An 11,770-nucleotide genomic window follows, 5' to 3' on the forward strand; every position below is an offset into this window, starting at 1 on the left:
CCTGAGACGATAATTTTAATGGCTGAGGACGATGAGGGGCACGCGCTACTCATCGAACGCGCATTGCGAAAAACCGGTATCAATAACCCGATCCGGCGTTTTCGGGACGGGCAGGAATTTATTGATTTTTGCGAAAGTCAAGCCGGCCCCGGATGCTCTGTTAGAGAGGCTTTCGTTCTCTTGCTCGATATCAGAATGCCCAAGATAGACGGAGTGGAAGTGCTCAGAATGGTTAAAAATAGCGAGAGGCTCCGGAATCTTCCGGTGGTGATGTTGACCACGACGGAGAACCCCCGGGAAGTCGACCTCTGTCACGAGATTGGGTGCAATGCCTATATCGTCAAGCCAGTGACCCCCAATGATTTCACGGAGACCATTCGCAGTCTGGGTGAGTTCTTGCGGAAGATGGAGGTGCCTTCTCTGGCCGGAGTGTCCTGATGACCTCGTATTCTCACTCGAACGAGCCACTCATTCTGATTGTAGAGGATGAGGCGGGGCTCTTGGCACTTCTCAGCCGGGCTTTTCGAAAGGCAGGGAGGGAAGCCCGTGGAGTCTCTTCTGGGGCGGAAGCGCTGGAATTTCTCCGCGAAAACCAAGTGGGCCTGATGGTTCTCGATCTGGGCCTGCCCGATATTACGGGCCAAGAATTGATAGAGGCTTTGCGCGAGCAGGGGCGGCAGATTCCCTTCATCGTGATGAGCGGAATGAACGATGTTCGGCTCACTGTTAAGATGATGCGGGAGGGCGCTCTCGACTTCGTGCTGAAGGATTCGAATTTTTTGGAATTGGTGGTGCCCGTAGTACAGCGCGTTCTGGAGGGACTGGAAGTGCGCCGCAAATTTGACGAAACCGAAGTTCGCTTCCGACAGATTAGCGAAACCATCAACGATGTTTTCTGGCTGATGGGTCCTGACCGTTCCCAGTATCTTTACGTGAATCCCGCTTTCGAAAAGATTTGGGGAACTCCGGCCAATGCGCTGTTAGACGATCGGGAGCTCTGGGGTAAGGCCATCGTGGCGGAGGATCGGAACAAGTATTTGCAGGCTACGGGAGAGCTGTGGTCCGGAGAAAGAGAGGACTACAACGTCATCTACCGCATTCGGGATGCTGGAGGGCAGTTGCGTTGGATCAACGATCGGGGCTATGCGCGGCGCGATCAATCCGGGAAGCTGATTCGGTTCATTGGCGTTGCCACCGATGTGAGCGACCAAAAGGCTCTGGAAGGACAAGTTCTGGAAGCCACCGAAAATGAACGCATTCGCATCGGACAGGATATTCATGACGACCTTTGCCAGCGGCTGGCCGCGCTCAAGCTCAAGTGCAGCCTGATCCAAGCCAGCGTGTCTGGGAGCCCGGAGAAGCAGAAGGAACTCTTGGCGGAAGCGTCTTCGGACCTCCAGCAAGCCACAACCTTGGCTCGGGGGATTGCCAAGGGCTTGTCGCCGGTTTCTTTGGAGGCCGAGGGCCTGATGCATGCCTTGGGTGAGTTGGCGGAGGTCACTGCCAGTCGCTTTGGGATTTCGTGCCGCTTTGACTGTCCCGACCCGGTCTCGGTGCCGAACTCGACGGTTGCGACCCATCTCTTTCGCATTGCGCAGGAACTGGTCAATAATGCGGCCAAACATGCCGGGCCCAAGGAGATTCAAATCGGGCTGCACGAGCACGAAGGGGGCATTCAACTCGAGGTGAGCAATGATGGAATGCCGTTTCAAAAGAGCGATTCCAGTCGCCGCGGAATGGGGCTGCATTTTATCCAGTTTCGGGCAGACTCGATTGGGGCAGGACTCAGCTTCATCCCCGGAGAAATTCCGGAGGGAGGCACCCGGGCCCTCTGCACCTTGGCAAACCTTTAATTACGAGACTATAGAAAACGATGGAAGAGAGAACGGTCGCAATCGTCGATGATCACACCATGATGCGCGAGGGCTTGGCGGGCTTGGTGAATTCCTTGGAGGGCTTTTGCTGTTGCTGGTCTGCCGGAGATGCGACGGAGGCGATGAGCCAGCTGGAGAACGAGTGCCCCAAACTCCTCATGGTGGACATGACTCTCCCGGGCCGGAATGGCTTGGAGCTGACCAAGGACGCCTTGGCGCTGCATCCCAGCTTGCCGGTGTTGGTTGTCTCGATGCACGACGAGACTCTCTATGCCCAGCGGGTGCTTCGGGCGGGGGCGAAGGGATACATCATGAAGGATGCACCTACCGAGCAACTCATCGAAGCGATCCAAAAGACGGCCGCCGGCGGGATGTGGGTCAGTGGGGCGATGTCGGCAAAAATCATCGAAGCCTTTTCAAGTCAACCGGGCACCGAAAAGGTGGAAGGAGTGCATCGGCTTTCCGATCGGGAGTTCGAAATTTTCCAGCTGATTGGGGAAGGAAAGTCCAAGAGCGCGATAGCCGAAGGACTCAATATCAGCCCCAAGACAGTCGACGTACACAAAGCCCACATTCGGGAGAAGCTGGAGCTGGAAGATGCGGCGGCGGTCCTGCGCTATGCCATCCGTTGGGTGGAGATGAAGAACCTGCCTTCCGAATAGAAGGGGCTCTCGATTTGCTTTTTCTCAAGAACTTCCTGGCATGCGAGGCAGTTGGATACGACCGGGCGGGCCATGAGACGAGGGAGTGGGATCTGGCTTCCGCAGCTCTCACACAGTCCATAGCCTCCCTCCCGCATCCTCTTCAAGGCTGCATTGGTCTTGGCTTGCAGGGCAGTGTGGTCGGAGCCCTTGGCCTGTGACAGTTCGGCCAGCATCTTTTCCTGGAGGACCACCAGATCAATGGCCTGGCTGGATGGAGAGGAGGGGAGAATCACGATAAACATTGAAGCGGACTCGCTCGATATTCGCTCGGCATGAGTTGACTGAGACTCGCCATTTTTTGCCTCATGGCTGTTTGCTAGCGGTTCTGCTCACGCAGTTTGCGTAGCTCCTCGTCGCAGTGGGCGGTCACAAAATGCCCCCCTGACAAATTCCTCAAACATCTCGGGATGCAACTCACAGCAGCGTGTAGCCTCCTCCCAATCGATGGGAGTCGCGAAAGGTCATGGGCGTTTTGTCTGTTGACTCTCGTGTTTGATTTGACAGTCGAGACAGAGTGACACGGAAGGCTTGGCCTCCAGCCGGGCGAGAGGAATGACTTCGCCGCAACTCCCGCATTGGTCGTAGGTTCCGTCCTTGATTCGTTGGAGAGCGAGCTTGATCTTGGCGATGAGCTTGACCTCGCTTTCGCTGACTCGGTCGAGAACTTCTGCCCGAGAGTCGAGGGCGTGGTCAATCTGGTCACCCACCTGCGGAGGTTGTAGCTCCCGTTCTTCATCGAATTGTCCCCCGAGTTGCTGTTCCAATTCAGCAAGTTGCTTAGTCAGTTTTTTCTCGAAGGTATCAAGTAGACTTTGATTCATTTGTGGATGAATACGAGCAAGCGTTCGTCTTCACTCCGCGTGCCTTGCTGTTGGCTACGCACCTTTTGCAGAAGGGTTTCGTGGTCTTTCGTGCAGTCCAGAGAGGGGTGAATTCTTCGGGTCTGTTAGGATTTAGGAAGTCTCACTTTTGCGGTTGTTCCGTTAGAGTCATCGCTGGTGATTGTCAGGGAACCTCCCAATTTTCTGGCAATCGATTGGGCGATGGAAAGGCCGAGCCCACTGTGGTTCTGGCTTTGGCTGCGAGCCTTGTCGACTTGGTAGAAGCGGTCGCAGAGATGTGGCAGGTGTTCGGAAGGAATTCCGGGGCCTTGGTCGTGGATGGCTAGGATAACCTCTTCACCAACGACCTTGGTGCGAAGAGTAACAGGCGTTCCCGGGGGAGTGTGAGTCAAGGCATTGGAGAGAAGGGTGTGGGTGAGGGTCTCCAGATCGGCAGCGGTGCCCTCAACTTGGGCGGGAGTGATGTCGAGGGTGAGTCTTGATTGGTGGGCATCGGCCAGGGGGGAGAGTTCCCGCGCTGCATCAAAGGCTATATCGGCCAGGTCGACGAGTTCCACGCTGCCATTTGTCAGGTCTTCGCGAGCAAGCTGGAGCAGGGAATCGACGAGGCGCCGCATGCGCTCGGCGGCCGTTTGACAATTGGCGATGATGCCACGGTAGGACTCCGCGTTGCGCTCGTGACGGAGACCGCGCTGGGTTTCGGAAAGAATGATCGTGAGAGGGGTGCGCAGTTCGTGCGAGGCATCGGCAGTGAAGCGTTTCTGCCTTTCGATGGAATCGGAAAGCTTGTCGAAGGTGCCGTTGAGAACCGCTGCCAAGCGATTGAGCTCACTGTCGCTCTCATCGATTTCAATGCGTTCGTCCAGGTTGCCGTCCGCAATTCGAGAGGCTGTTAGAGCGATGGTGTCGATGGGGACCAGTGCGCGACCCGCCAACCACCAGCCGCCGGCTAGAGCAACGAGAAAGATCGCACTTCCTCCGAGGGCGAGGAGAAGTCGAAACCGGGTTAGGGCCGCCAAGTCGTCGGAGATATCCCGACCGACCAGGATTTTCAGCCCCGAGCGATGGCTGCGCGTAAGGAGGAGATTTTTGTTCTCCTGGCTTTCCTCCCACCGATACCTTTCGGCGACGTCGGCTGGTGCAGTGACTCGAGGCGGGGTGTTCGCGGCTCGAAAGATATTGCTGCCGTCCTCTCCCCAATAGGCGATGTAGGGCTTCCTTGGATCGTCTTCGAAGAGATGAAGAAAAGAGGGGGGAGCGGCCTCCTTGCTGAGGGAGAAATCCTGCAGGGCTTGTTTGATCATCTGCAGGGTGGGTGGAGTGTCTTTGGAATCATTTGGTCGGTGGTCAGCCAATCCATGGGTGAAGAAAGAACGCTCGAAGTCGAAGAGCTCGCGCTTGATTCCCTCAAACCGTTCTCGAGTCACCAGCCGGTCCGCGAGCAGGCAGGCGGCGACGATGAGAACCAGCGAAATGAGGGCGTGCCAAAGCTGGAGTCGCCAGCGCAGAGAATGGAGGGGGATTTTCATGAGATGAAGTAGCCATGGCCCCGGCGGGTGGTGATGAAATCGGAACCGAGTTTCTTGCGAATGTTAGAAACATGGACGTCCAAGAGGTTGGAGAGGCTGTCCTCGTTTTCATCAAAGAGGTGCTCGTAGAGTTCGGTGCGGCTGATGACTTTACCAATGTGAAGGGCCAAGTGTTCGACGAGGGCATACTCGCGCGGGGTGAGGGAGACGGGTTGGCCGGAGCGGTGGAGAGTGCGGGTGGCGAGATCGAGGGTGATGTCGCCCAGTTCGATGGTGTTCCGGCCTTGCCCGCGATTGCGCCGAATCAAGGCCCGCAAGCGAGCAAGGAGTTCGTCGAAATCAAAGGGCTTGGTGAGATAATCGTCCGCGCCAGTATCCAATCCCCGGATCCGATCTTCCACCGCATCCCGGGCGGTGAGCATCAAGACGGGGGTCAGCTTGGTAGCCCGAAGTTGCGCGAGCAAATCCCAACCATCCAGGTGGGGAAGCATCCCGTCGAGGATGATGGCATCAAAGTCGATCTCTTGGGCCAAGCTGAGCCCTGACTGTCCATCGGTGGCGGTGTCGACGGCATAGTTTTCCTCGCGAAGGCCTTCGGAAAGACTGTGGAGAAGGAGTGGGTCGTCTTCGACTAGGAGGAGGCGCATGGAACTCGGGGGGTTATTCGTGGCGGAGGGCTTCAATCGGATCAAGTTTGGAAGCTCGTCGGGCGGGCATAAATCCGAAAAGCACTCCAATCGTGGCTGAAAAGATGAAGGAAAGCGAATTGATATTGGGATCGAAGACGAAGGGGATGGAGGTCATTCGAGCCAGGCCCACGCAAAGTCCGAAGGCTAAAATGATTCCTGTGAGCCCCCCGGCGCAGGAGATGGTGATGGCTTCGACCAGGAACTGCAGCAGGACCTCGCGCGCTCGCGCTCCAATCGCGAGACGAATGCCAATCTCCCGCGTGCGCTCGGTTACGGAAACCAACATGATGTTCATGATGCCAATCCCACCCACCAGCATGCTGACTCCGGCCACCGCTCCTAACAGAGTGGTCATTACCTTGGTCGAGGAACTGAGGGTTTCGGCAATTTGTTGAGTGTCGCGCACCGAGAAATTATCGTCCTCGTTGTCGCCTAGATTGCGGCGTTCGCGCATCAGGGAGCCAATGTCCGTCGTCACGGCGGTGGTGTTCCACCCATCGACCACCGAGATAATGATTTGACCGATGCTTTGATTGGAAGTGCGTCCCACCAAACGACGCTGCAAGGTCGTGAGGGGAACCACAATAGTGTCGTCGGGATCGGGGCCGAAGCCGGATTGTCCTTTCGCTTTGAGCACCCCGATGATCTGGATAGAGGCTTTCCCCAGTCGGATACTGGCGCCAATTGGGTCTTCGGTTCCGAAGAGTTCGGTGCGGGTGGTTGCTCCGATCACCCCGACGGCCGCGCCACTGGTGTAGTCGTCCTCGGTGAAAAAGCGGCCATCAGAGAGCTCCCAATAGCTGATGTCGAAGTAGTTGCTGGTGGTCCCGACGACCTGTCCGCTGCGGGCTTCATCGCGATAGATGGCGCTGGTGTTGGTGGAGGCCACGGGGGCCACATCCTCGATGCCGGGGACCTGACTGGCAATTGCTTCGGCGTCGTCTTCGGAGAAATTAGGAACTCCCGCCGTCGAACGTCCGGGCCCAAATCCCGCGCCGGGACGAAGTGTGAGCACATTGGAGCCGAGTCCGGAGATCTGCTCCTTGATAGAAGTGGTCGCGCCATTGCCGAGTGTGACCATGGTGATAACGGCCGCCACTCCGATCACGACACCCAGGACGGTGAGAAAAGCCCGTGTGAGGTTTCGCCGGATTTCGCGCAGGGCAATGACGAAGGCGTTCCAGAGCATGGTGATCATGTGCGTTTGGGTGTAGTTTTGTTAGTGATGTCAGAGGCGATGAGGCCGTCGCGAACTGTAACGATGCGCGCCGCGTGGGAGGCCACTTCGTCCTCGTGGGTGACCATCAGAATGGTGATGTTCTGTTCAGAATTCAGTTGGGCGAGTAGACCCATAATTTCGTCCGTTGTTCGGGTGTCGAGATTGCCGGTGGGTTCGTCGGCAAAGAGTGTTCCAGGCGAAGTCGCGAGGGCTCGCGCAATGGCGACGCGCTGCTGCTGGCCACCGGATAGTTCGGCGGGGGTGTTGCGGGCTTTGTCCGGGAGGCCCACTTTGCATAAAGCTTCGTAGGCAAGTTCCCGTCGCTTCTTTCGAGAGTGGCCGCGATAGAGAAGAGGGAGCTCGACATTCTCCAGCGCGGAGGTCCGTGCGAGCAAATTGAAGCCTTGGAAAATGAAGCCAAGAGCGTGGCGCCGGAGCAGGGACCGCTGGTCGGCGTCGAGAGTCTCCACGGAGATGCCTTGAAAAGAGTAGTTCCCGCCGCTGGGAGTATCCAGGCAACCGAGGAGATTCATCAGGGTCGACTTTCCCGAACCACTGGGACCCATCACCGCCACGAACTCTCCAGTGTTGATGCTCAGATCGACTCCGCGCAAGGCCTTGAAGGCTGCGGGTCCGGTTCCGTAGACTTTGGTGAGATTACGAACTTGGATAATGGGGTTCATCATTCGGTGGAAGTTTGAGCTGCGGTGATGACCTCGGTGTCAACATGGAGATCCGGTCCGGAAACCTCAGTGAAGCGTCCGTTGGTGATGCCCGTTTCGACCCGGATTGGAGCCGGGTGACCGTCGGTGAGGGTCCATACGATCTGGGGCTTCCCTTCTTCGCTATTGGGAGATTCACCTTCAGGGCGCTTGCGTCCTCCCGAGTTGCCTCCCCGGGGAGGTCTAGGCGTCAGACTATCCAAGAGAGACTTTTTCTGCTCCTTCGCGGGAGCTTGACTGGCCATCGCAGTCTTGGGGTCGAAGCGCAGGGCGGTATTGGGAACGAGTAAGACATCCTTGCTCTGGGCGACCGCTATCGTCGCTGTGGCCGTCATTCCGGGACGAAGGCTGTGGTCCGTGTTGGAGACCGCCAGTTCCGTTTCGTAGGTCACGACGTTGTCGGTGATCTCGGACCCGTATGAGACCGTTTGCACCTCGGCGGAAAAGGTTCGCTTGGGCCAGGCATCCACAGTGAAGTTGGCCTCCTGACCATCCTCCACCCGACCGATGTCGGCTTCCGCAACCGCGACGGTGAGAACCATGGAGGACAAATCTTCCGCGATGATGAAGAGCTCGGGTGCAGTGAATTGTGCCGCTACCGTTTGCCCGGGTTCAACACTACGAGTCAATACCACTCCATCAACGGGTGAGGTGAGGATGGTCTTGCTCAGGTCGCTTTCGGCGGAGACCAACGCGGCTTGATTTTGAGAGACATCGGCTTGTGCGGAAAGCAGATCGGCTTTGCCCCGGTCAAGGGTGGCGAGAGCGGAATCGAGGTCGGCTTGGGACGGGGTGCGCCCATTGCTGACTTTGTGCAATTGCTGCAGGCGCTTCAAGTTGGCCTCCGCTTCCTTTAAGGATGCCTCAGCTTGCGCGACCTTAGCCTCGGAAGCACGGAGGGCGGCGCGGTTTTGCTCCGCTTGCTGGGTGAGCTTGGTCGGATCGAGCTTGGCAAGGGCTTGTCCCTTGGTGACGCGGTCGTTGATGTCGACGTAGACCTCTTCCACTGTTCCGGAGACTTCACTACCGATGGTTACTTGATTGGTGGGTTCCAAGGTTCCCGTAGTGGTGATAGTCAGGGCAATGTCGCCGCGAGAGACCTTTTGGGTCGTAAACTTAGGTCCAGTGGGTTGCTTTTCGCTGTTGCTCCGGTGCCAGTAGTAGGCTCCCACGCCGATGGCGATGAGGAGCAGGAGGCTGATCCAGCGTCCGGTCGCCTTCGAGCGGTGGGCGGACTGGATGATGTCGGCGAGGTCGTTGTCTGATTCGGTCTTCATTTTAAGAAATTGGATTTGGTGGAAAGTGAGAAAGAGGAAGGACACTTTCGCGGGATTGATTTTTTGATTTTGGGGAAAGGACGAAAAGCTTACCAGCCTCCGCCGAGGGCCCGGTAGAGCTCGACATAGGCTGTGGCATTATCGAGCCGGGTGCTGACAAGGTCCCGTTGTAGGGTGATCTCGTTCCGTTGGGTCTCGAGGACCTGAGTGATGTCGATAACTCCGGCCTCATACTTTTGCGAAGCGAGGTCGGCGGCTGACTTGGCGAGCTTTGAGGCTGAGCTGACAGTTACGATTCTTTCCTGAGTGCGGCGGGCGGCGATGAGCGCATCCTCGACCTCTGACAGCGCAGTCAGCAAGGTGAGCCGGTAGGAGGCAAAGGCCTGCTCCTCCGCCGCATTCTGGACGGCGATTTGGGAGCGAATGCGTCCGGCGTCGAAGATTGGGCCCGTCAGACCCGCAATGATGTTTCCTGCAACCGACTGGGCATTGAAAATCTTGGAGGCGCCCAGAGAGCTAAGACCGAGATTGCCCGAGAGGGTGAGGGAGGGATATTGGTCGGCGTTTGCAGAACGGGTCAGCGCTATCGCTTGCACCCAGCGATAGCCTGCGGACCGCACATCCGGGCGCTGGCGAATGGTGTCGGTAGGGATGCTCTTTGCGAAGCTGTTAGACGGGGTTGGGATCTCGCCGTTCGAGGCAAAGCTGAGGCTGCCGGGAGGTTGCCCCGTGAGGAGGTTGAGCCGGTTGCGGAGCTCCTCGGTGCTTTGGCGCAAGGTGCTGAGTGAGGCTTGCGAGCTTTCCAAGGCGGAACGAGCTTGGTCGGCAGCCAGGGAATCGGCGGTTCCGGCTTGTTCGCGCCATTGGGCTAATTGGGTGGTTTCCTCCTGCGACTTGATAGAATCTTGTAGCAGCGACAGGTCGCTCTCCGCTGCCCGAAGCTGAAGATAAGCAAGCGCGGTCTCGGCGGCGAGAGAGGCTCGGACGGAAGCAAAGTCAGCCTTGGCCGCCTGCACGGTGGCATCGGAGGCCAGAAGCTCTTGTTGATTTTTTCCAAAAAGATCCGCCTCCCAGCTAGCCGAGAGGCCGGTGGAGAACGACGGGGTGGTGGAGTCATTGCCGTTGTTCCAAGTGCGATTGGAACTGGTGGAAACAGAGTAGTCGAGAGAAGGGAAGAGACTGGCTTGAGTGACCTGTCGTTGAGCCTGAGCCCCGCGAACGGCCGCGATAGCTGAATCAATGCTCGGGTGTTGCTGAAGGGAAAGGTTGACCAACCGGGTGAGCTGGGAGTCGTTGAAAGAGCTCCACCATGAACGCAAGTTGGGCTGCGGCTGTTCGTTCCACCAACTGGACGTCGTGGCCAGTTGGTGGGAAGTCGCGGTTTCTTCGAGAGGGATGCTTGCGCAAGAGGCAAGGAGCAGGGGGGCGGCTATCAAAAGGAGTTTCATGCCGGGAGAATGGCATGGCGAACCTTTAGAGAAGATTAAGGCCCCTCAGTTTTGCGGACTTTGTTTTGCCCGGAGATGGAAGAGATTCCGTTGTTCTATTGGGCCTCTGCTTTCAGCTCTGCAAAGCGTTGGCGCATTTCGGCGAGGACTTCGGCGTGCCGGGGATCGTTGATGAGGTCGTTCTCTTCGATGGGGTCTGTCGTGAGGTGGAAGAGTTGCTCAACCTTTTGCTCGGGCCAGTAGAAATATTTGTAGTCCTTCCTCACGAGAGCCTCGGAGGCAGGAATGAACTCGGCGTTCCTGAGCGTAGGATGCTGATAGAAGAACTCACTGCGCCATTCGGGAGCTTTTTCAGCAAGGTAGAGAGGGGCGATATCCTGACCCTGCATGGTCTGGGAAGGCTTGATTCCGGTGGCGGAAAGAATGGTGGGCGCAAGGTCGACATTGAGGGTGAACTCGTCGTTGGTGGAACCTTTTTTCTCAGCGGGCATTCTGGGGTCGTTGATAATGAGAGGCACGCGAATGCTCTCCTGATGAGGATACCACTTGTCACCGAGTCCGTGCTCCGCGTGGTAGTATCCGTTGTCGGTGGTGAAGATGACGAGGGTGTTGTCGAGGACCCCCTGCTTCTCAAGTTCGGCCACCACCTTGCCACAAACTTCGTCTACTTCAGTGGCGAGGCGGTAGTAATTTTTCATCATGCGCTGAAATTTTTCGGGGGTATCAAAGCGCCAGCCCCAGCGGTTGCGCCCTTCATTCTTCTCATTAAAAAAGTCAGGCAAGCGTTCCCAAGATTCCTGGGTCGCGTTGGGGGGGACGGGGACTTCGATGTCCTGATAGAGTTTCATGCTGTGCGGTTGCGGCAGAAACTGATCGGGGTGGTGGTCCTCGGCGTGAGTGGCGAAGAAGGCAAGGGTGAGACAGAAGGGCTTGTCCTCGGGACGCTCGCTGAGAAACTCCATGGCGTCGTTCTCGTTTCGCTTCGTGACGTGGATTTTTTCACCATCGATTTCATACCAATGCTTTCCGGAATAGTCGCGGGCGAAGTCATATTCCTTTTTAGGAATCTTGCCGTTGTGCCACTTGCCAACATGTCCGACGTGGTAGCCGTTGGCGCGAAGGAGTCCGGGGTAGGTCTCTGCGAAAGGAGTCTTGAAGGCTTTGAAATCGCGACAACCGTGACGCGACATCCACTGTCCGGTAAAAAGTGACGCGCGGCTGACTCCGCAAATCGCAGTGGTCACACAGTTCTCGGTGAAGCGAACTCCGGTGGAGGCGAGTTTATCGATGTGGGGCGTTTTGACCACAGGATTGCCAGCTACGCCCAAGGTGTCGTGCCGCCAATCGTCGGCATAGAGAATGACCACGTTCATCGGCTTGTCGTCGGGAGCAGCAAGGAGTCCGGTAGTGGTGAAAGCGAGAAGGCTGATAGTGAGAAGCTTTTTCATAGTCTGATGGGGGTGCTG

12 protein-coding genes are annotated in these 11,770 nt (G+C 57.2%); 3 read left to right on the plus strand and 9 right to left on the minus strand.

Features of this window, described 5'->3' with window-relative positions:
• Positions 1–18: 18 nt before the first annotated feature.
• From IE099_RS09850 to IE099_RS09860, 3 genes are read left to right on the plus strand one after another with little or no spacing between them, the layout of a single operon-like run.
• Positions 19–438 (plus strand): response regulator, encoded by a 420-nt coding sequence (locus tag IE099_RS09850; protein WP_229809465.1) that lies wholly within the window; start codon positions 19–21, stop codon positions 436–438.
• Positions 438–1,853, plus strand: a complete 1,416-nt coding sequence (locus IE099_RS09855; protein ID WP_189569754.1) for a hybrid sensor histidine kinase/response regulator — start codon at positions 438–440, stop codon at positions 1,851–1,853. The genes IE099_RS09850 and IE099_RS09855 overlap by 1 nt, the downstream gene beginning before the upstream one ends.
• Before the next feature lie 20 nt (positions 1,854–1,873).
• Entirely contained in the window at positions 1,874–2,536 is a 663-nt protein-coding gene (locus IE099_RS09860; RefSeq protein WP_189569755.1) for a response regulator transcription factor, read from the plus strand.
• On the opposite strand, the gene IE099_RS09865 is transcribed toward IE099_RS09860, so the two are convergent.
• The 9 genes from IE099_RS09865 to IE099_RS09905 all read right to left on the minus strand — a co-directional run bounded on the left by IE099_RS09865 (position 2,491) and on the right by IE099_RS09905 (position 11,752).
• The gene (locus IE099_RS09865; protein WP_189569756.1) at positions 2,491–2,820 is read right to left on the minus strand and encodes a TraR/DksA family transcriptional regulator; all 330 of its coding nucleotides are present in this window, start codon (positions 2,818–2,820) and stop codon (positions 2,491–2,493) included. The genes IE099_RS09860 and IE099_RS09865 overlap by 46 nt on opposite strands.
• Before the next feature lie 219 nt (positions 2,821–3,039).
• Positions 3,040–3,399: a TraR/DksA family transcriptional regulator gene (locus tag IE099_RS09870; protein WP_189569757.1), complete on the minus strand. Its 360-nt coding sequence runs from the start codon at positions 3,397–3,399 to the stop codon at positions 3,040–3,042.
• 125 nt (positions 3,400–3,524) lie between these two features.
• Positions 3,525–4,949 carry an ATP-binding protein gene (locus tag IE099_RS09875; protein WP_189569758.1) on the minus strand — a complete coding sequence of 475 codons (1,425 nt, stop codon included), beginning with the start codon at positions 4,947–4,949 and terminating at the stop codon, positions 3,525–3,527.
• Positions 4,946–5,596: a response regulator transcription factor gene (locus IE099_RS09880; RefSeq protein WP_189569759.1), complete on the minus strand. Its 651-nt coding sequence runs from the start codon at positions 5,594–5,596 to the stop codon at positions 4,946–4,948. The genes IE099_RS09875 and IE099_RS09880 overlap by 4 nt, the downstream gene beginning before the upstream one ends.
• 13 nt (positions 5,597–5,609) lie before the next feature.
• Entirely contained in the window at positions 5,610–6,827 is a 1,218-nt protein-coding gene (locus IE099_RS09885) for an ABC transporter permease (protein WP_189569792.1), read from the minus strand.
• 5 nt (positions 6,828–6,832) lie between these two features.
• Positions 6,833–7,543, minus strand: a complete 711-nt coding sequence (locus IE099_RS09890; RefSeq protein ID WP_189569760.1) for an ABC transporter ATP-binding protein — start codon at positions 7,541–7,543, stop codon at positions 6,833–6,835.
• Positions 7,540–8,856, minus strand: a complete 1,317-nt coding sequence (locus tag IE099_RS09895; protein ID WP_189569761.1) for an efflux RND transporter periplasmic adaptor subunit — start codon at positions 8,854–8,856, stop codon at positions 7,540–7,542. Before IE099_RS09895 ends, IE099_RS09890 begins: the two co-directional genes overlap by 4 nt.
• Positions 8,857–8,945: 89 nt before the next feature.
• On the minus strand, positions 8,946–10,304 hold the full coding sequence (locus IE099_RS09900; RefSeq protein WP_189569762.1) for an efflux transporter outer membrane subunit: 1,359 nt from the start codon (positions 10,302–10,304) through the stop codon (positions 8,946–8,948).
• A gap of 95 nt (positions 10,305–10,399) precedes the next feature.
• On the minus strand, positions 10,400–11,752 hold the full coding sequence (locus IE099_RS09905; protein ID WP_189569763.1) for a sulfatase family protein: 1,353 nt from the start codon (positions 11,750–11,752) through the stop codon (positions 10,400–10,402).
• Positions 11,753–11,770 lie beyond the last annotated feature (18 nt).

The organism is Roseibacillus persicicus (assembly GCF_014651675.1).
GTDB classification, from domain to species: Bacteria; Verrucomicrobiota; Verrucomicrobiia; order Verrucomicrobiales; family Akkermansiaceae; genus Roseibacillus; species Roseibacillus persicicus.